This window comes from Pseudoflavonifractor sp. An184, assembly GCF_002160305.1.
GTDB classification, from domain to species: Bacteria; Bacillota; Clostridia; order Oscillospirales; family Oscillospiraceae; genus Lawsonibacter; species Lawsonibacter pullicola.
The window spans coordinates 1-19,372 of sequence record NZ_NFKI01000004.1; the positions used below are offsets into that span (position 1 = coordinate 1).

Annotated in this window: 15 protein-coding genes and 1 pseudogene; 12 read left to right on the plus strand and 4 right to left on the minus strand. The window is 62.2% G+C overall.

What is annotated here, in order from left to right:
• Both B5F19_RS17855 and B5F19_RS02585 read left to right on the plus strand, forming a co-directional pair.
• Positions 1-206, plus strand: a pseudogene (locus tag B5F19_RS17855) (hypothetical protein); the annotation flags it as partial.
• A gap of 333 nt (positions 207-539) precedes the next feature.
• A complete protein-coding gene (locus B5F19_RS02585) occupies positions 540-1,286 on the plus strand; it encodes a DUF4097 family beta strand repeat-containing protein (RefSeq protein WP_087287600.1) in 747 nt (248 codons plus the stop codon).
• 514 nt (positions 1,287-1,800) lie between these two features.
• On the opposite strand, the gene B5F19_RS02590 is transcribed toward B5F19_RS02585, so the two are convergent.
• The 3 genes from B5F19_RS02590 to B5F19_RS02600 form a co-directional block, all read right to left on the minus strand.
• A complete protein-coding gene (locus B5F19_RS02590) occupies positions 1,801-2,064 on the minus strand; it encodes a metal-sensing transcriptional repressor (RefSeq protein WP_087287604.1) in 264 nt (87 codons plus the stop codon).
• Positions 2,061-4,700, minus strand: coding sequence for a heavy metal translocating P-type ATPase (locus B5F19_RS02595; protein ID WP_087287607.1), 2,640 nt, complete (start codon positions 4,698-4,700; stop codon positions 2,061-2,063). Before B5F19_RS02595 ends, B5F19_RS02590 begins: the two co-directional genes overlap by 4 nt.
• Positions 4,701-5,700: 1,000 nt before the next feature.
• Positions 5,701-6,174, minus strand: coding sequence for a hypothetical protein (locus tag B5F19_RS02600; protein WP_087287610.1), 474 nt, complete (start codon positions 6,172-6,174; stop codon positions 5,701-5,703).
• A gap of 153 nt (positions 6,175-6,327) precedes the next feature.
• Between B5F19_RS02600 and B5F19_RS02605 the strand changes: the two genes are divergently transcribed.
• The 5 genes from B5F19_RS02605 to B5F19_RS02625 all read left to right on the plus strand — a co-directional run bounded on the left by B5F19_RS02605 (position 6,328) and on the right by B5F19_RS02625 (position 13,905).
• Complete coding sequence (locus B5F19_RS02605; protein ID WP_087287614.1) at positions 6,328-8,313, plus strand: toprim domain-containing protein; 1,986 nt, start codon at positions 6,328-6,330, stop codon at positions 8,311-8,313.
• Between the two features lie 27 nt (positions 8,314-8,340).
• Positions 8,341-8,814: a GNAT family N-acetyltransferase gene (locus B5F19_RS02610; protein ID WP_087287618.1), complete on the plus strand. Its 474-nt coding sequence runs from the start codon at positions 8,341-8,343 to the stop codon at positions 8,812-8,814.
• A gap of 719 nt (positions 8,815-9,533) precedes the next feature.
• The gene (locus B5F19_RS02615) at positions 9,534-11,783 is read left to right on the plus strand and encodes a DNA topoisomerase (ATP-hydrolyzing) subunit A (protein ID WP_087287622.1); all 2,250 of its coding nucleotides are present in this window, start codon (positions 9,534-9,536) and stop codon (positions 11,781-11,783) included.
• An 85-nt stretch (positions 11,784-11,868) separates the two neighbouring features.
• A complete protein-coding gene (locus B5F19_RS02620; protein WP_087287625.1) occupies positions 11,869-12,750 on the plus strand; it encodes a YitT family protein in 882 nt (293 codons plus the stop codon).
• A gap of 57 nt (positions 12,751-12,807) precedes the next feature.
• Positions 12,808-13,905, plus strand: a complete 1,098-nt coding sequence (locus tag B5F19_RS02625) for a hypothetical protein (protein ID WP_087287628.1) — start codon at positions 12,808-12,810, stop codon at positions 13,903-13,905.
• A 60-nt stretch (positions 13,906-13,965) separates the two neighbouring features.
• Here B5F19_RS02625 and B5F19_RS02630 read toward each other — a convergent pair whose 3' ends face one another.
• Positions 13,966-15,045, minus strand: coding sequence for an ATP-dependent 6-phosphofructokinase (locus tag B5F19_RS02630; protein WP_087287630.1), 1,080 nt, complete (start codon positions 15,043-15,045; stop codon positions 13,966-13,968).
• Positions 15,046-15,208: 163 nt separating this feature from the next.
• Between B5F19_RS02630 and B5F19_RS02635 the strand changes: the two genes are divergently transcribed.
• The 5 genes from B5F19_RS02635 to B5F19_RS02655 all read left to right on the plus strand — a co-directional run bounded on the left by B5F19_RS02635 (position 15,209) and on the right by B5F19_RS02655 (position 18,944).
• The gene (locus B5F19_RS02635) at positions 15,209-15,787 is read left to right on the plus strand and encodes a hypothetical protein (RefSeq protein ID WP_087287633.1); all 579 of its coding nucleotides are present in this window, start codon (positions 15,209-15,211) and stop codon (positions 15,785-15,787) included.
• 34 nt (positions 15,788-15,821) lie between these two features.
• A complete protein-coding gene (locus tag B5F19_RS02640) occupies positions 15,822-16,007 on the plus strand; it encodes a hypothetical protein (RefSeq protein WP_087287636.1) in 186 nt (61 codons plus the stop codon).
• Between the two features lie 13 nt (positions 16,008-16,020).
• Positions 16,021-16,278 (plus strand): spore coat protein, encoded by a 258-nt coding sequence (locus B5F19_RS02645; protein WP_087287637.1) that lies wholly within the window; start codon positions 16,021-16,023, stop codon positions 16,276-16,278.
• Between the two features lie 193 nt (positions 16,279-16,471).
• Entirely contained in the window at positions 16,472-17,770 is a 1,299-nt protein-coding gene (locus tag B5F19_RS02650) for an L-serine ammonia-lyase, iron-sulfur-dependent, subunit alpha (RefSeq protein ID WP_087287640.1), read from the plus strand.
• Entirely contained in the window at positions 17,754-18,944 is a 1,191-nt protein-coding gene (locus B5F19_RS02655) for a M20 family metallopeptidase (RefSeq protein WP_087287643.1), read from the plus strand. The genes B5F19_RS02650 and B5F19_RS02655 overlap by 17 nt, the downstream gene beginning before the upstream one ends.
• Positions 18,945-19,372: the final 428 nt, after the last annotated feature.

Here is a 19,372-nt window from a genome sequence, read left to right on the forward strand (position 1 = left end):
GCGTTTTCGCTCAGCGAAAACCTTGGCGGAGGGACGGCGCTGCCGTCCCGAGCATTGAAAAAAGACGGGGTCCCCGGAAAGCGGAGCTTTCTGGGGAGGACAACGCCGCCATGATCGGGTGCCAGGGATTTTATGAATTTCAGGCCGGCCGCACAGCCGGCCTGGAGCTGAACGCCTACGCCACCCGGGACATCTCCCTGGGGTGAGCGGCGCGAAGCGCCGTACACTGCGCCCGCAGGCGCGTTTCGAGGCCAACCGCCGCATAGCGGCGGCTCTTAGGCTGAGATAGCTTTTTTGCTGCAATTTTAAATGATGGATTCGTATTGCAAAGATACGGAGCAGCTATACCAAGAGCCGTACACAGATGTTTGATTCTCAACGCATCAATGTGCGGTTCTTTTATTTTGCATAGAAATAGTGACCAATTTCTGTACCTTGCTGATTTGTGAAAAAATTATAAAATTCACGATTTATATTTAAAAACGCTTACATTTCGAGACGAAAAGATATAATATTATAGAGCATGGAGGTGCAAAGGTATGAATAAATCAACAAAGTTTTTGATTGCGATTTTACTCATTGCGGTTATATTTCTTTCCATCGCGGCAGGCTGCTTTTTTCTCAGCCGCGCGGGCGGGCAGCCGGCGGAACCTGCTTCATCATGTACTGTTTCTTCCGCTCAAACGGAATCAGCGGAAGGCACTGGAAATGGAAATTCCAGTAAATCTGGGGCTGACGCTGTCGAATTGGAAGGCGGCGTAACGGGGCTTCGCTGTTCAGTACAATTAGGGACCCTAAATATTGTGGAAGGCGAAGCGTTTCATGTTTCGGCGGGGAATGGAAGCGACTATGAGGCATATATCGAAAACGGCACTTACATTGTGAACGGGAGCAGAACTTATGATAACCACATTGTAGTAACTGTTCCGAAAGAGTTTCAATTTGAAACTGTTGAGCTGGTTGCAGCGGGGGGAGCTTTAACCGCAGAAAACCTTAACACCCAAAATTTATATACCAATTGCAATCGGGGAACCATCAACTATTCTGGCTCTGCCAGTGCTGGAGCAGAAATACAGCAGCTTCAAGGAAAGACGGTATTGACCATGGATGGGAGACGGGCAGATTACAATTATAGCTTGGACCTTGATTTGGGGCACATTGGAATCGGCGATCAGGAGTATGCTGGGCCGCATCAAGATCAAAGTATTGACAATAGTGCTGAAAAGACGATCGATGCCAGCTGTACCATGGGAAGTATCCGCATCCTTTTTTCACAAGCCAGTTGAGGCCGAGGCATAAAATTATGTTGTTTGCTCTCTTTTATCCAATGATTGGACTTTTCTTTTTATTGATGCATATGCTGATTCCTATTTTCCTCCTTGTCATGCTTCTTCTTGCGATAAGATGGCTGTTTCATCACTGGAAGTGACCCATGATTCCAAACTGAAAGCAGCAATGTAAAAACTTGCGTTACAGGCGTCCCCGACCCGTGGTGCGGAGAACAGGAAAATCCGGCTATGCGGTAGGCTTCTCGATGACGCATCTCTGCATTGGAGCATATGGAAATAAAGAGGGCGGCTGAGCCGGGAGTGGTCCCGATTCAGCCGCCCTCAGTTTGCCGAAAAACCGCTGTTGAATAGAACCCGCCTCAGTTTTGGCGGGGGAGCTCAAGGGGGCGGCAGCCCGCCTCGAGTGGGATCGAATACCCTGAATGCCTTGCACGGCAAGGCGTTCAGCGAACGCAGCGAGGACTTTTCCGCCGCTGTGCGGCGGGAAAGTAACGGCATTTTTGCAGGCCGGTCAGTCGGCCAGCTGGTCCAACAGGACCGCCAGTTCCTCCAGCTTTTCCTCCGGCTTCCCGCTCTCCACCGCCTCCCGGACGCAGCAGTCCATGTGGGCCTTGAGCACCATGCGGTTGGCCTTTTTCAAAATGGACTGGGTGGCCATAAGCTGGTGGGACACGTCCAGGCAGTACCGGTCCTCGTCGATCATCTTGAGGATGCCGTCGATTTGTCCCCGGGCGGTCTTCAGCAGACGGGTGACCTGGGTGTGGTCCGCCTTCACTGGATGGACACCACCTCATAGCCCGCCTCGGTGACCGCGTCCTTCAGCTCCTGGTCGGAGACTGGGGCGGCCAGGGTGACGGTGGCCTGCTTCTTCTCTAGGTCGGCCTTGGCGGAGGTCACGCCCCCCAGGGCGGACAGGGCCTTCTCCACGTGGGCCACGCAGTGGGCGCACATCATGCCTTCAATGTTCAGTGTCTTGGTCATGGTTTCCGTTCCTCCTTGAGTTGTTTGGTTGCTTTCTTCCAATTGGACCGGGCAGCTCTGGTCACAGACGGGAGCAGGGGTCCTATCATCACCGGCGGATGCGCCGGGGACGTTCTCAGTTTGCTGGGATTGGGGTGACTGGGTGCGGAATTTGCTCTTGAAGAACCGCAGCCGCAGGGCGTTGGTCACCACGCACACGGAGCTCAGGCTCATGGCGGCGGCGCCGAACATGGGGTTGAGCATGAAATCGGTGATGCCCAGGGCGTAGAACACGCCGGCGGCCAGGGGGATGCCGATGGAGTTGTAGAAGAAGGCCCAGAACAGGTTTTCCTTGATGTTCCGGATGGTGGCCCGGCTCAGCTCCACCGCCGCCACCGCGTCCATCAGGTCGGACTTCATGAGCACGATGTCGGCGCTTTCGATGGCCACGTCGGTGCCCGCCCCGATGGCCAGGCCCACGTCGGCCCGGGCCAGGGCGGGGGCGTCGTTGATGCCGTCGCCCACCATGGCCACCTTCTTGCCCTGCTCCTGGAGCTCCTTCACCTTCCGCTCCTTGTCCTGGGGGAGCACCTGGGCCATGACTTCGGTCACGCCCAGCTCTTTGCCGATGGCGTCGGCGGTGCGCTGGTTGTCGCCGGTGAGCATGACCACGTCCAGGCCCAGCTTCCGGAAGGCGGCCACAGCGGCGGCGCTGGTGGGCTTGGGGGTGTCGGCCACGGCGATGAGGCCCAGCACCTGGTGCTCATCGGCGAAGTACAGGGCGGTCTTGCCCTGGACGGCCAGCTCCTCCGCCTTTTCGGGGAAGCTCCCCAGGTCCACTCCGGACTCCTCCATCATGGCCAGGTTGCCGCCCATGCAGGTGCGGTCCCCCAGGGTGGCCCGGACGCCCCGGCCGTGGAGGGCGGTGAAGTTTCCAACTGTGGTGACGGGGAGGTTCCGCTTTTTGCTCTCCTCCACGATGGCGGTGGCCAGGGGGTGCTCGGATGGGCCCTCCAGACAGGCGGCCAGGATGAGCAGCCCCTCCTCGTCCATATCGTCGGCGGGGAGGACGTCGGTGACCACCGGCCTGCCCTGGGTGAGGGTGCCCGTTTTGTCCAGCACCACGGTGTTGACCGTGTGCAGGGTCTCCAGGGCCTCGGCGGATTTGATGAGGATGCCGTTTTCCGCTCCCTTGCCGGTGCCCACCATGATGGCCACCGGGGTGGCAAGACCCAGGGCGCAGGGGCAGGAGATGACCAGCACGGCCACGCCGGTGGTGAGGGCCTTGGTGATGTCATAGCCGCTGGCGAAGAACCAGGCCACCGCGGTGACGGCGGCGATGACCATGACGACGGGGACAAAGACTCCGGCCACCTTGTCGGCCAGCTTGGCGATGGGGGCCTTGGACGAGGAGGCCTCCTCCACCAGACGGATCATCTGGGCCAGGGTGGTGTCCTCGCCCACCCGCAGGGCCTCAAAGGTGAAGGAGCCAGACTTGTTGATGGAGGCGGCGGCCACCTTGTCGCCGGGGCCCTTGTCCACGGGGAGGGACTCCCCGGTGAGGGCGGACTCGTCCACGGCGGAGGTCCCCTCCACGATGACGCCGTCCACCGGGATGGACTGGCCGGGCCGGACCACGATGTGGTCCCCCACCCGGACCTCCTCCACGGGGATCTCCACCTCCACCCCGTCCCGGAGGACGCTGGCGGTCTTGGGGGCCAGGTCCATGAGCCGGGTGATGGCCTGGCTGGTCTTGCCCTTGGACCGGGTCTCCAGGTACTTGCCCAGGGTGATGAGGGTGAGGATCATGCCGGCGGACTCGAAGTACAGATCCATGTGGTACTGTTCCACCAGGGCCCAGTCCCCGTGGCCCAGGCCGTAGCCCATCTGGTAGATGGCGAAGACGCCGTAGATCACCGCGGCGGAGGAGCCCACCGCGATGAGGGAGTCCATGTTGGGGGCGAGATGTGCCAGCGTTTTAAACCCCACCCGGTAGTATTTGTCGTTGATGTACATAATGGGCAGGGTGAGCAGCAGCTGGGTCAGGCCGAAGGCCACCGCATTCTCCAGCCCCGTGAGGAAGCCGGGGAGGGGGGCGCCCAGCATGTGGCCCATGGAGATATAGAAGAGGGGGATCAGGAACACAAAGGACCAGATGAGGCGGTGCTTCATGGAGGACAGCTCGGCCTCCATCTGGGCCTCCGGCCGCTGGGCTTTAGCCTGGGCCGTGTCCCCCGCCTTCTGGGGGAGGGAGGCCCCGTAGCCCGCGTGGACCACCGCCTGGATGATGCCGTCGGGGGTGAGGGCGCTCTCGTCGTAGTCCACCGTCATGGAGTTGGTCATCAGGCTTACCTCCGCCTTGCGGACGGCGTCCAGCTTGTTGACGGCCTTCTCCACATGGGCCGAGCAGGCCGAGCAGGTCATGCCGGTGACGTTGAATTTTTGCTTCATAGAAAATCACCAAACTTTTTTGAATTGGAGTGGTAAGGGGATGGAAGGGAGTTTCGTTGCCCGCTCTTTTTAAGCCTTCCCCCTTGGGGGGAAGGTGGCTGGCCGAAGGCCAGACGGATGAGGGGGCAGGGTTCGGCCGCCTCGTAGGGTGCGAGAAGGTGAATTGCCCCGCAGGGGCAAGAGAGGCTGGCCTGGGCCGCGACCCGGCGCGCCGCTTCGGTGGTTTTTTGCGGGGGGGGGGATTTCGCCGCATGCGGGCGGCGAGTTTCTTTCCCAGCGATGGGAAAGAAACCAAAGGATCGCCGAGGGACGCGGCCGACGGGCACTTCGTGCCCATAGGACCGCCACCCTATCCCCTCTGTCGCTTCGCGACATCTCCCCCTGACAGGGGGAGTCGGCCCCCGGCCCCCATTGCGGGGGGCGCGTACCTGTTAAGAATTGCAAAATTTCCGGCGCGCAAAATCTGAGTGACGCTCTAAATCCCTCCCGGGCCACTGGGCCCTAAGTTTGCAAAAATTGCGGCTGTTGCGGTTCCACTCCTGCGCCTGGCTTTGCCGAACCAACGATACCGGCCTATCTCCTACCGTAGGGGCGCACATTGTGCGCCCGCCGAGCCTTCCCGCTTCAAGGGGGAAGGTGCCCCAGTGCTCACACTGGGGCGGATGAGGGTGACTTCTTGGCTTGGGCAATCCACCGGCAGGAGCCCCAAGGGGCTCCCCTACGCAAAACGGAAACCGTCCCGGCCATGTTGTAGGGGAGGGGCTTGCCCCTCCCGCCATTTCTCGAAATGGTCCGTTTTCTGCCGCAGGGGCGACCCTTGCGGTCGCCCGCTGTGAGAAAATCGTTCCAACCCGCAGGGGCGGCACGCCGGGCCGCCTGTCGAAGTTTTGAGCACAACTTGAGCCCGCTGCAAACTGAAAGAATAACACCCCCCCGGGGAGGGGTATCATGATTGTATACCAGGAAACTAGGTTTGTCAATAGGCGGATACCATTTCCTGTTATGCCGGGAAATGGGGGGCGGAGAGCTGCTCCGGAGGCACTCCCAGCAGGAGGAGGGCTCCCGCTACCGCCAGGGCGGACTGGGGGGAGGCGCCGTGGTCCAGAATCCAGGGGAACTCCTGCCGGTCCACCACCTGGCCCTGGATGGTGACCAGCTCCCGCTGGAGGGCCAGCCACAGCTTCCGCCCCTCCCGGCTGGACAGGGTGAGGGTGTTTTTGGGGCCGGAGCCGTAGCTGACGGCGCTGGCCGCTTGGAGGTCCCACCCCGGGAGGGGGGCGTCCCCCGGCAGCAGGGCCATGCGGCAGCGCTCGGGCCGTCCGCCCCCGTGGGCCGCCGCCCTTGGGGAGACCACCAGCAGGGCGGGGTGGTCCGCGGTTGGAATCTGCCCCAGGCTGCGGCCGTGGCGGGCCAGGCGGCGGAGAATGTCCGCCTCAATGCCCTCCCGCTCCTCAATCACCTGAAAAGGACCCAAATCTGCCGCCCCCTTTTGGGATACAGTTTGGATGAAACAGAAATTTTTATGCGGCGTTCCCCGTGGAAACCGGGCCTTTCCTTGACTTTCCGCCGGGAAATGAGTATCATTATCCTGTTATAGTATGCGATAGAACAGTGAGGCAGCGAATTTATGGCACCAAAAAAAGCGAATTACGGAAACGAGTCCATCTCCGCGCTGAAGGGGGCCGACCGGGTGCGGAAGCGTCCGGGGGTCATTTTCGGCTCCGACGGCCTGGAGGGCTGTGAGCACGCGGTCTTTGAGATCCTCTCCAACGCCATCGACGAGGCCCGGGAGGGACATGGAAGCTTGATTACCGTCACCCGCTATCTGGACAAGTCCATCCAGGTGGAGGACCAGGGCCGGGGCTGTCCGGTGGACTGGAACGAGAACGAACAGAAGTACAACTGGGAGCTGGTGTTCTGCGAGCTGTACGCCGGCGGCAAGTACGGGGGCGACGGGGACAACTACGAGTACTCCCTGGGCCTGAACGGCCTGGGCTCCTGCGCCACCCAGTACGCCAGCGAATACTTTGACGCCGCCATCTGGCGGGACGGCTTCAAATACTCTCTCCACTTTGAGAAGGGCGAGAACATCGGCGGGCTGAAGAAGGAGCCCACCGACCGGGGAAAAAAGACGGGCACCACCATCCGCTGGAAGCCCGACCTGGAGGTCTTTACCGACATCGACATCCCGGTGGACTACTACACCGACGTGCTCAAGCGCCAGGCGGTGGTCAACGCCGGGGTCACCTTCCGCTTTCGGGAGGAGACCGCCCCAGGAAAATTCTCCAGCACCGATTTTCAGTATGAGAACGGCATTCTGGACTATGTCACCGAGCTGGCCGGGGAGGAGCCCCTCACCCAGCCGGTGTTCTGGCAGACTGAGCGGAAGGGACGGGACCGGGCGGACAAGCCGGAGTACAAGGTGAAGCTGTCGGTCTCCTTCTGCTTCTCCAACAAGGTGTCCGTCATCGAGCACTACCACAACTCCTCCTGGCTGGAGCACGGGGGCTCTCCGGAGAAGGCCATGAAGTCCGCCTTCGTCTCCGCCATCGACTCCTATCTGAAGCAGCAGGGGAAGTACCAGAAGAACGAGGCCAAGATCACCTTCAACGACATCCAGGACGCCCTGGTGCTGGTGTCCAACAACTTCTCCACCCAGACCTCCTATGAGAACCAGACCAAGAAGGCCATCAACAACAAGTTCGTCCAGGAGGCCATGACCGACTTCCTCCGCTCCCAGCTGGAGGTCTACTTCATCGAGAACCCCTTCGACGCCCAGAAGATCGCCGAACAGGTTTTGATCAACAAGCGCTCCCGGGAGACGGCGGAGCGGACCCGGCTGAATATCAAAAAGAAGCTCACCGGCTCCATGGACATCTCCAACCGGGTGCAGAAGTTCGTGGACTGCCGCACCAAGGACATGTCCAAGCGGGAGCTCTACATCGTGGAGGGCGACTCCGCCATGGGGGCGGTAAAACTCAGCCGGGACGCGGAGTACCAGGGCATCATGCCCGTCCGGGGCAAGATTTTGAACTGCCTGAAGGCGGACTACGCCAAGATCTTCAAGAGCGACATCATCACCGACCTACTGAAGGTGCTGGGCTGCGGGGTGGAGGTGAAGGACAAGCACGTGAAGGACCTGTCCGCCTTCGATTTGGACAACCTGCGGTGGAACAAGGTGGTCATCTGCACCGACGCCGACGTGGACGGCTTCCAGATCCGCACCCTGATTTTGACCATGCTCTACCGGCTGACCCCCACCCTCATCCAGCAGGGATACGTGTATATCGCCGAGTCCCCCCTGTATGAGATCACCTGCAAGGAGAAGACCTGGTTCGCCTACTCCGACAAGGAGAAGAACGACATCGTGGCCTCCCTGGAGGGGAAGAAGTACGACATCCAGCGCTCCAAGGGCCTGGGTGAGAACGAGCCGGACATGATGTGGCTGACCACCATGAACCCGGAGACCCGGCGGCTCATCAAGGTCATGCCCGAGGATGTGGAGCGCACCGCTCAGATCTTCGACCTGCTTCTGGGGGACGACCTCCAGGGCCGGAAAAACCACATCGCGGATAACGGATATAAGTATCTGGAGCTGGCGGATATTTCCTGATATGCAGATTTGGAGCGGATTTGTGTGATGAAATTGGCAGAGAAGACCCAGCGGACTTCGGAATTGATCGCCCGGCTGCTCTCCGTATGGGAGCGGTCGGTAAAGGCCACCCACACCTTCCTGTCCGGGGAGGAGATCGCCAAAATCAAACCGTACGTGCCCCAAGCTCTGGAGCAGGTGCCCCACCTGATCGTCCTGGAAGACGAGAGCGGAGTGCCGGCGGCGTTCATGGGGATCGGGGAGCAGAAGCTGGAGATGCTGTTCCTGGCCCCGGAGGTCCGGGGAAAGGGACATGGAAAGCGCCTGCTTCAATACGGGATTGAGCGGTACGCGGTCCAGGAAGTGACGGTGAATGAGCAGAACCCCCAGGCCATCGGGTTTTATGAGCACATGGGATTTCAGACCTACCGGCGCACGGAGCGGGACGAGCAGGGCGGGCCGTATCCGCTGCTGTATATGCGGCGCGTGTTGCCGGACGTTTCATCTGAGGGACGGTTTTAGGGGGACGTTTCGCTCCCCATACGGTGCTTTTCGCAGGGGCCGGCCCCAGATCAGCCCGCGGGCGGCCCAGTGTGCCGCCCCTACGGACCTCATCCGCCTCGCTGCGCTCGGCACTTGCCCCTACCCCTTTTGTCCCTTTGGGACATTTCCCCCTGACAGGGGGAATCGGCCTAAAGGGGAAGGCTTTGAAATTGTCCCTGCCCTCCCCTTTAGGGGAAGGTGCCCCCGAAGGGGGCGGATGAGGTATCCCGCACCGGGAGCGTTGGCTGAAAAAACCCAGGCGCACCAATGGAACCGCACCAGCTGAAATTTTCCACCCAAACAGGCCGCCGAAGGCGGCCCCCAACGCAAAGCCCAGCGAAGCGGGTTTGCGTTGGAGAGGAGGAGCGATGGAGTGAGCGAGCTTTGTCCGGCAGGACGAAGCGAGGGATACGAAATCCGCGACGACGAAGTGGCCCGGCGGGAATTCAGACCAGCCGCTCAGATTTTGCGCGCCGGAAATATTGAGGAACCTACCAGTAGCGCGTCCCCCGTAATGGGGTTCTAGGGGACGGCGAATATGGGCGCGGAGCGCCCATCCTGAGCCGCCCCTAGCGGTTCTTTGGTGACTTTCTGGGCGTCCAGAAAGTCACTCGCCGCCCGCAGGCGGCGACATCCCCCTGCAAAATTTGAATTGATTGATAAAAAAGCGTATTGCAGAAGAATAAGGACGGAATGGAATGCCAAAGAAGAAGCAGCCAAATGAAAAGAAACCAAAAGTAGAAAATTCCAACGTGATGGGCCTCCACGCCGAGGTGCTGGAGCAGCCCATCACCGAGACCCTGGAACTAAACTACATGCCCTACGCCATGAGCGTCATCGTCTCCCGGGCCATCCCGGAGATCGACGGCTTCAAGCCCAGCCACCGGAAGCTGCTGTACACCATGTACGACATGGGCCTGCTGAACAAGCCCCGCACCAAGTCGGCCAACGTGGTGGGGGCCACCATGAAATTAAACCCCCACGGGGACGCGGCCATCTACGACACCATGGTCCGCCTCAGCCGGGGCTACGGGGCCCTGCTCCACCCCTTTGTGGACAGCAAGGGCAACTTCGGCAAGGTGTACTCCCGGGACATGGCCTGGGCGGCCAGCCGGTACACCGAGGTGCGGCTGGACCCCATCTGCGCCGAGCTGTTCCGGGACATCGACCAGGACACGGTGGACTTTGTGGACAACTACGACGGCAAGCTGAAGGAGCCCTCCCTGCTGCCCACCACCTTCCCCAACGTGCTGGTGTCCGCCAACCAGGGCATCGCCGTGGGTATGGCCAGCAACGTGTGCGGTTTCAACCTGGGGGAGGTGTGCGACACCACCATCGCCTATCTGAAGAACCCGGACTGCGACATCATGGCCACCCTGAAGGCCCCCGACCTGCCCACCGGGGGCGAGCTGATCTACGACCCGTCGGCCCTGGGAGAGATCTACCGCACCGGCCGGGGCTCCTTTAAGGTGCGTTCCAAGTGGCGGTATGTGAAGGCGGAAAACCTCATCGAGATCTATGAGATCCCCTACTCCACCACCTCCGAGGCCATCATGGACAAGGTGGCCGAACTGGTGAAGGCGGGAAAGATCAAAGAGATTGCCGACATGCGGGACGAGACCGACCTGACCGGCCTGAAGCTGGCCATCGACCTGAAGCGGGGCACCGACCCGGACAAGCTCATGGCCAAGCTGTTCCGCATGACCCCCCTGATGGATTCCCAGTCCTGCAACTTCAACATCCTCATCGCCGGCATGCCCCGGGTGATGGGGGTGCGGGAAATTTTGGAGGAGTGGACCGCCTGGCGGGCTGATTCCGTGCGGCGGCGGGTCTACTTCAACATGAAGAAGAAGCAGGACAAGCTGCACCTTTTGAAGGGCCTCCAGCGCATCCTTCTGGACATCGACCGGGCCATCCAGATCATCCGGGAGACCGAGGAGGACGTGGAGGTGGTGCCAAACCTGATGATCGGGTTCGGCATCGACCAGATCCAGGCGGAGTACGTGGCGGACATCCGCCTGCGGAACATCAACAAGGAGTATATCCTCAAGCGCACCCAGGAGGTGGACGCTCTGGAGGCGGAGATCGCCGACCTGGAGGCCACCGTCAACGACCCCAAGCGCATCCGGAAGATCATCATGGACGAGCTCGCCCAGGTGAAGAAGAAGTACGCCGTCCCCCGCCGCACGGAGATCCTCTATGACTACCAGGCGGAGGAGGACCAGGGGGAGGAGGACGAGACCCCGGACTACCCGGTGAATCTGTTCCTCTCCCGGGAGGGGTACTTCAAGAAGATCACCCCCCAGTCCCTGCGGATGGCCAGCGACCAGAAGTACAAGGAGGGGGACGGCCCCTGGCTCAGCTGGGAGGGCGCCAACCGGGACGAGCTGCTGGTGTTTACCGACAAGCAGCAGTGCTACAAGACCCGCATGTCCGACTTCGACGACTCCAAGGCCAGCGTGCTGGGGGACTACCTGCCCACCAAGCTGGCCATGGACCCGGAGGAGCGGGTGGTTTGGGCATGCATCCCCGGGGACTACTCCGGGCAGCTGATCTTCGTCTTTGCCAACGGCAAGGTGGCGCGGGTGGAGCTGTCCGCATACCAGACCCAGACCCGCCGGAAGAAGCTCACCGGGGCCTACTCCGACAAGGCGCCCCTGGCGGCGGCCTTCCTGGTGCGGGAGGACTTCGAGCTGGCGGTCTACTCCAGCGACGGCCGGTGCATGGTGTTCCACACCGCCCTCCTGGCCCCCAAGACCACCCGGACCACCCAGGGGGTCAACGTGATGACCCTGAAGCCCAAGCGGGTGGTGGAGAAGGCCCTGCCTCTTGGGGAGACGGCCATCGTCAACGCCGCCCGGTACCGGGCCCGGAGCCTGCCGGTGGCCGGCGCCCTCCTGAAAGAGGAGGACCGGGGGGAGAAGCAGATGTCCCTGCTGGAGGAGTAAGGAGTAGTACTCTCTGCTCTGCAGAACATAGAATCGGAAGGAGCGGGTTATTTGCCCGCAGGATGGAAAGGAAGAAGAAAATTTTATGAGCGCACTGAAAAAAGTAGATTGGAAGCGGACGGCTTCCGCCTATTTCTGGATCACGGTGGGGTCGATCCTGTACGGCTTTGCCTTTGACTGGTTCTATACCCCCAACCTCATCGGCTATGGCGGCATTACCGGCGTGGGCCAGGTGGTCAACGCCTTTATCCCCGCCATCCCCATCGGTATGTTCGTGCTGGTCATCAACATCCCCCTGTTTATCCTGGGGTGGAAGTTCATCGGCGGCCATCTGCTGGTCACCTCCCTGTACTCCATGGTGGTGTCCTCTGTGGCGGTGGACGCCTTTGCCCTGATCATCGACTTTCAGCCCATGGACCAGATGCTGGCCGCGGTGTGCGGCGGCGCGCTGATCGGGCTGTCCCTGGGCATCATCTTTGCCAAGGGAGCCACCACCGGCGGCACCGATCTGATCGCCCGGCTGGTGAAGCTGAAGCTGCCCTGGATTTCCATGGGGAATATGCTGCTGGTCATCGACACGGCGGTGGTGGTGCTGGTGGCCCTGGCCTTCGGCAACCTGACCACCGCTCTGTACGGCTTCATCGCCCAGGTGGTGTGCGCCTATGTCACCGACATGGTGCTCTACGGCCTGGACACCGCCAAGGTGGCCTATATCATCAGCGAGAAGGCCCGTGAGATCTCCGACTCCATTGTGGGCCAGATGGACCGGGGCGTCACCGTCCTGCCGGGAAAGGGCGCCTACTCGGGAGAGAACAAGCTGGTGCTCATGTGCGCCTTCAAGCAGAAGGAGATTGTGAATCTGAAGGAGATCATCTTTGAGATCGACCCCAAGGCATTCATCATCGTGTGCGACGCCCACGAGGTGACGGGCAACGGCTTCAAGACCTATCAGAAGAACGACATCTGATCCCCTCCCGGAAAGGAGCGCGGGGATGGAACCGAACGGAGGAAGGAGGACCCTGGGATGAAACGATGGCTCTGCGGCGCGCTGGCCGCCCTGATGGCGCTGACCACCGGGTGCTCCGCCATCCTGAATCGGGACTATACCAGCGTGACGCCCCACAGCGCCACGCCGCAGGCCGACGGGGAGAGCAACACCATCCGGGTGGGGAGCTACCAGGAGCTGGTGAACGCCCTGATCTACCTCATCGGCCGGGGAACCGAGGGGGGAGCCATCCGCTTTGACGGCGGGGACAGCGACGAGACGGCGATCCAGCAGATGCTGGACGAGGCCTGCCTGGAAGTGGTCCAGGAGGACCCCCTGGGGGCCTATGCGGTGGAGTACATCAAGTACAGCGTCACCCCCATCGTGGGCAGCTATGAGGCGAATGTACAGATCACCTACCGCCGCACCCGGGAGCAGGTGGCCGCCATCGTGGACGCCACCGGCACCGCCGCCATCCGCAGCGAGCTCAGCGAGGCCCTCTCGGAGTTCTCCAGCGAGGTGGTGCTGCGCATCAGCTACTTCGAGGAGGACAGCGAGTACATCCGGCAGCTGATGCGGGAGGCCTACCTGTCCAATCCGGCCTCCGCCCTGGATTTCCCGGACGCCCAGATCACCATGTACCCGGAGACGGGGCAGCGGCGGATCGTGGAGGTGCTGCTCACCTACCACCAGTCCCGCCAGACCCTGGAGAGCCGGCGCAACTCCCTTCAGCGGGAGGCGGACCGCCTGCTGACCCAGGCGGGCGTCCAGGGGGGGGAGAATGCGCTCTCCCAGCTGGTCCGGCTGGTGCGCCAGACCTGCTCCTATCAGGAGGGGAGCGGCTCCACCGCCTACGACGCGCTGCTGGAGGGGACGGCCGACAGCCAGGGGATGGCCCTGGCCCTGGCCCTGCTGTGCCAGAGGACCCAGCCCGTCCTCTCCTGCACGGTGGTGGACGGCCAGTGGAACGGGGTTTCCCACCTGTGGAACGTGGTCCAGACCGCCGGCGGCTACCGCCATGTGGACCTGACCCAGCCGGGGGAGATCGTCTTCCGCACCGACCAGGAGATGGCCGCGGCGGGCTACACCTGGGACAGCGAGCGGGTGCCGGTGTGCGCGGCGGAAGAGGAGACGTAACAATCATAAAAATAGGAGTTCCTGAAACAGGAACTCCTATTTTTTACGGTACAAAAGCGATTACCCCACGCTGATACCCATGCGCCGGGCCACCTCCAGCATGCCGTGGCCCTCGGGGACCAGGCGGCTCTTGCCGGCAATGTCCTTGAGCTTGTTCTCGCCCACGTGGTTGTTTTTCATGGCCACGGTGATGCCGTAGTTGCAGTCCTCCACCATCTTGGCGGCGTAGGAGCCGAACTGGGTGGCCAGCACCCGGTCGTAGGGAGAGGGGCTGCCGCCCCGCTGCATGTGGCCGGGGACGCAGATGCGGGTCTCGATGCCGGTGAGCTCCTCGATCTCCTTGGCGATGCGGTTGGTGGCGGTGGTGTAGCCCTGCTCGGCCCGCTTGGCCATCCGCTCCTTCTTCTTCATGCGGGCCTCCTTCACGTCGTAGACCCCCTCGGCCACTGCCAGAATGGAGAAGCGCTTGCCCTGGGCGGCCCGCTTCTCAATGGCGGCGCACACGTTCTCAATGGAGTAGGGGAGCTCGGGGATGAGGATGATGTCCGCCCCGCCGGCGATGCCCGCGTAGAGGGTGAGCCAGCCGGCCTTGTTGCCCATGAGCTCCACCACCATGCAGCGGCTGTGGCTGCCGGCGGTGGTGTGCACCCGGTCGATGGCCTCGGTGGCGATCTCCATGGCGGAGTGGAAGCCGAAGGTCACGTCGGTGCCAAAGATGTCGTTGTCGATGGTCTTGGGCAGGCCGATGATATTCAGGCCCTCCTCGGAGAGGAGGTTGGCCGTCTTGTGGGTGCCGTTGCCCCCCAGGCACAGGAGGCAGTCCAGCTTCATCTCGGCATAGTTCTTCTTCATGGCCTCCACCTTGTCGATGTGGTCCTCGCCCACCACCCGCATGAGCTTGAAGGGGGTGCGCTTGGTGCCCAGGATGGTGCCGCCCACCGTCAGGATGCCGGAGAACTCGCTGGGCTGCATCACCCGCCAGTCCCCGTTGATCAGGCCGGAGTAGCCGTTGGAGATGCCGATGATCTCCACATGGTCCTCGCCCAGGCGCTGATAGAGGGCCTTGGCCACCCCCCGCAGAGTGGCGTTCAGCCCCGGGCAGTCGCCTCCCGAGGTCAGGATACCCACACGTTTCTTCATACTGAATGCTGCCTCCTTTGTGTCAAATGATCGGTCCAGAACAAAAGTATGGACCTTTCCCGGGATTTGTCAAGAGAAAAGAGGAAAAATCCCCCTCTTTTTTTCCGGCCGCGGGCATACACTGGACAGGAGAAGGCGCGAAAGGGAGAGAGGGGGACGGGCCGTGTCGGAGCTGTGGCACATGGAGGGGGGCGGGACCCTCTCTCTGCGGGAGGAGGGGCCCCGGGTCCATCTGGAGGCGGCGCGGCCGGACGACGGCCGGGGGCTGTACAAGGCCTGGGTCCGGGGACGGCAGGGGAGCCTTCTGCTGGGCACCCTTGTGCCGGAGGCGGGCGGGCTCCGGCTGAGGCGGACGGTGAGCCGCTCCAGCCTGGGGCAGGCGGGGTGCTGGCCGGTGACGGGGGGAAACTGCGTGCTCACCTACCCATTTCCCGGGGCGGGGGGGCCGGGGAGCGTCTGGGCCCCGGAGCCCCTCCCGGAGCGGCTGTGCCGGGACCCCCTGGTGAAGGAGAGCCTGCGGGGCCGCTCCGGCTTTTGCGGGCGGAGGGACGGGGCGCTGTGCCTGCTGTCCGCGCCCTTCCGGCCGGACCGGCCCTTTCCCATTCCGGTTCTGTTCTGCCTGGCCAGGGTGGAGAGCCGGGGTGGGCGGCCCTGGCTGGTGTGGGCCTTCGATCTGGAGGGAACGCCCGTCCTGCCCCGCATAGAACCGCCGAAGGGGGGACATACTGAGGGGGCAGACTGAAAAAGCCTGATTGACGCCACAAGGAGGAGATACCATGCCGATTTTGACCACCAAGGAGCTGCAGGCCCTGTCCGATCAGCTGGATTTTGAGAAGGTGCTCCACTGCAAGTATCTGTCCGCCGTCCAGGAGTGCCAGGACGACGGGCTGAAGGGGAAGCTCCAGAGCATGGCGGACCAGCACCGCCAGAACTACACCACCCTGCTGGGCTATTTGAAATAAGGAGGGGAACGGGATGACCGACCAGGAGCGCATCACCGATTTTCTGTGCAGCGAGAAGAAGATGGCCGCCAACTATGACACCTTCGCCTCGGAGTGTGTCAGCATTCCCCTGCGGGACGAGTTCCTCCGCCTCTTTAACCAGAGCCACCACAGCCAGACCGAGCTCTTCCAGCTGGCCCAGGAGCGGGGCTGGTACAGCCCCGAGCAGGCCCAGAGCGACAAGATCGACCAGGCCTATACCAAGTATTCCAATCAGCAGCCCACCGCATGAATAGGTGATGGCGGACGGGACACAGCAAAAGCGCTGTGTCCCGCCTTTGTGATTGGGGACTGCCGAGAATTAAAAAACATTTTCAAACAAGGCCTACTCTTTTTCCTGGAGTACAGGTATAATGAATGCGAGGACAGGCGAGGACCCGCCGGGGCAGGCGGGAATCCGGAAGAAACTAGGAGGAGTGAGGCGCATGGAACGAAGCAGTCCGGTCTATCAGACCTATGTGAAGATTCTGGAGCGGGAACTGGTCCCGGCTATGGGGTGCACGGAGCCTATTGCCATTGCCTACTGCGCGGCGGTGGCCCGGTCAGTGCTGGGAGAGCTGCCCGACCGCATCCATGTGGTGGCCAGCGGAAATATCATCAAAAATGTGAAGAGCGTGGTGGTACCCAACACGGGCGGACGGCGGGGTATGGAGACCGCCGCGGCCATCGGCGCTCTGGGAGGCGACGAGACGGCTGGCCTGGAGGTCATCGCCCACGTCCCCCAGAAGGCGAAGGACCGCCTGGAGCGCTACCTCCAGGAGACCGAGATCACGGTGGGGGCTGCCCAGGCCGACCACGTGCTGGACATCGAGGTGACCGTGTCCAAGGGGAACTCCCGGGCTGTGGTCCGGGCGGTCAATGAGCACACCAATTTGGTCTACATTGAAAAGAACGGGCAGGTCCTGGAGGAGCGGCCCATCGAAAAGCGGGAGGACCCGGACGCGCCGGACTACACGCTTTTGAATGTGGCGGACATCTGTGAGTTTGCCCGGACCTGCGAGTTGAGCGACGTGTCCGCCATCCTGGACCGGCAGATCGCCTGCAACACGGCGGTGGCGGAGGAGGGCCTGCGGGGAGACTACGGCGCCAATGTGGGCAGCACTCTCCTGAAGGCCTACGGGACGGATATCAAGATCCGGGCCAAGGCCAGGGCGGCCGCCGGCTCCGACGCCCGGATGAGCGGCTGTGAGCTGCCGGTGGTCATCAACTCTGGGAGCGGCAACCAGGGGCTGACCGTCTCGCTGCCGGTGATTGAGTACGCCCGGGAGCTGGGCTCCTCTCAGGAGGAGCTGTACCGGGCCCTGACCCTCTCCAATCTGATCACCCTCCACGCCAAGGAGGGCATTGGACGCCTGTCCGCCTACTGCGGGGCGGTGAGCGCCGGAGCGGGGGCAGGGGCGGGCATTGCCTGCCTCCACGGCGGGGACTATGACGAGATCGCACACACCATCGTCAACGCCCTGGCCATCACCTCGGGAATCGTGTGCGATGGGGCCAAGGCCTCCTGCGCCGCTAAAATTGCCGCAGCGGTGGACGCGGGTATCCTGGGCTTTGAGATGTACCGCAACGGACAGCAGTTCTACGGCGGCGACGGGCTGGTGCTCAAGGGGGTGGAAAACACCATCCGGAACATCAGCCGCCTGGGCCGGGTGGGGATGCGTGAGACCGACCGGGAGATTATCCGGATGATGGTGGGGGAGGACAAACATGGAGATACTGAATGAGGCGCGTGCCGTCTACTCTGAGATCCAGGCCGTCCGCCACCAGCTCCACCGCTGCCCGGAGCTGGGGCACCGGGAGGTGGAGACCACCCGGCTCATCCGGGCCTGCCTGGAGGAATACGGGGCGGAGGTGCTGGACTACGGGTTTCCCACCGGGCTGGCGGCCCGCATCCGGGGCGGACACCCCGGGAAGCTGCTGGCCCTGCGGGAGGATATTGACGCCCTGCCTATCCTGGAGAATACCGGGCTGCCCTTCGCTTCCCAGACGCCGGGGGTGTGCCACGCCTGCGGCCACGACGTCCATACCGCCGCCCTGCTGGGCTGCGCCAAGCTGCTGGCCCGGCGCCGGGAGGAACTGTGGGGGGACGTGCTGCTGATCTTCCAGTGCGGGGAGGAGACCTTTGACGGGGCGGCCGCCATGCTGAGCCGGGGCCTGTTCCGGGATGGAACGCCCCACGCGGTGGTGGGCTTCCACTGCGCCCCCGACCTGCCCCTGGGGACCATCTCCATCCGAGAGGGGATCGCCAACGCCAGCTGCGACAGCATCCGCCTGGAGGTGACGGGGAAGGGGGGGCACGGCGCCCACCCGGAGCTGTGTGTGGACCCGGTGGTCCTCAGCGCCGGGCTGCTGATGCAGCTCCAGACCCTGGTCAGCCGGAACAACAACCCCGCCGACCCGGTGGTGCTCACCTTTGGAGAGATCCACGGCGGCACCGCTCCCAACATCATTCCCAATACCGTCACCCTCCGGGGGACCCTGCGCACCCTGGACAATGACGTGCGGCGGCGGCACCTGGAGGCCATCGCACAGATCGGGGAGGACTTCTGCCGGACCTTCGGCGGGAGCTGCACGGCGGCGGTGGAGCTGGGCGTCCCCCCGCTGGTCAACGACCCGGAGAGCTGCCGGCTGCTGCACCGGGCGGCGGACCGGGTGCTGGGACCGGACTGCGTGGAGACGGGCCGGGCCCCGTCCATGGGGTCGGACGACTTCTCCTGCCTGCTGGAGGAGTGCGGAAACCGGGGGGTGCAGTTCCAGCTGGGCACCGCACAAGAGGGGCTCCCCCAGAGCGGCCTGGGGCTCCATGTGGCGGAGAACATCTTCCCCGACGAGGCGCTGCTCCCGGGAATCGCCCTGCTGACCCAGTTCGCTCTGGACGATCTGTCGCCAAACAGGTGAGCGCCGGGGCTTGCAAGGGGCTGGAAAATCCGATATAATAAACAGGCATGATAAAAAATCCCCGCAGAAAAGAGGAACTGCTGTGAAATTAGGCATCGGCGTTCAGACGCCGGATTCTATATCTCCATACCTCCCCACAAACGCCGCTAAAGCCTGATATAGCGCGGTTTTACGCAAAACCAACCAAATTATAACTTCATATTTCTCTATGCAGTCCCACGCGAAAATGGCGTAAAAATGGCGTAGAGGAATAGGCTAATTCGTAGATGAAGAAGAGCACTACTACTTTGAGAAAGAACAAATATGAGCACGGCCTATACAAACGGGCCGTGTTCATATTTTTATATGAAATAGGAAAAGAAAACTATTACAGCCTTTCCCTATGCATTCAAACGGAGATTGGACGGAAAATATGTCGTGATAAGGGT

Excerpts from the sequence above, each read along its gene's own strand:
- B5F19_RS02610 (WP_087287618.1), top strand. The coding sequence starts at position 8,341 with ATGAAATTGGCAGAGAAGACCCAGCGGACTTCGGAATTGATCGCCCGG.
- B5F19_RS02595 (WP_087287607.1), bottom strand. The coding sequence starts at position 4,700 with ATGAAGCAAAAATTCAACGTCACCGGCATGACCTGCTCGGCCTGCTCG.
- B5F19_RS02640 (WP_087287636.1), top strand. The coding sequence starts at position 15,822 with ATGCCGATTTTGACCACCAAGGAGCTGCAGGCCCTGTCCGATCAGCTG.
- B5F19_RS02645 (WP_087287637.1), top strand. The coding sequence starts at position 16,021 with ATGACCGACCAGGAGCGCATCACCGATTTTCTGTGCAGCGAGAAGAAG.
- B5F19_RS02620 (WP_087287625.1), top strand. The coding sequence starts at position 11,869 with ATGAGCGCACTGAAAAAAGTAGATTGGAAGCGGACGGCTTCCGCCTAT.
- B5F19_RS02630 (WP_087287630.1), bottom strand. The coding sequence starts at position 15,045 with ATGAAGAAACGTGTGGGTATCCTGACCTCGGGAGGCGACTGCCCGGGG.
- B5F19_RS02650 (WP_087287640.1), top strand. The coding sequence starts at position 16,472 with ATGGAACGAAGCAGTCCGGTCTATCAGACCTATGTGAAGATTCTGGAG.
- B5F19_RS02625 (WP_087287628.1), top strand. The coding sequence starts at position 12,808 with ATGAAACGATGGCTCTGCGGCGCGCTGGCCGCCCTGATGGCGCTGACC.
- B5F19_RS02655 (WP_087287643.1), top strand. The coding sequence starts at position 17,754 with ATGGAGATACTGAATGAGGCGCGTGCCGTCTACTCTGAGATCCAGGCC.
- B5F19_RS02615 (WP_087287622.1), top strand. The coding sequence starts at position 9,534 with ATGCCAAAGAAGAAGCAGCCAAATGAAAAGAAACCAAAAGTAGAAAAT.
- B5F19_RS02585 (WP_087287600.1), top strand. The coding sequence starts at position 540 with ATGAATAAATCAACAAAGTTTTTGATTGCGATTTTACTCATTGCGGTT.
- B5F19_RS02605 (WP_087287614.1), top strand. The coding sequence starts at position 6,328 with ATGGCACCAAAAAAAGCGAATTACGGAAACGAGTCCATCTCCGCGCTG.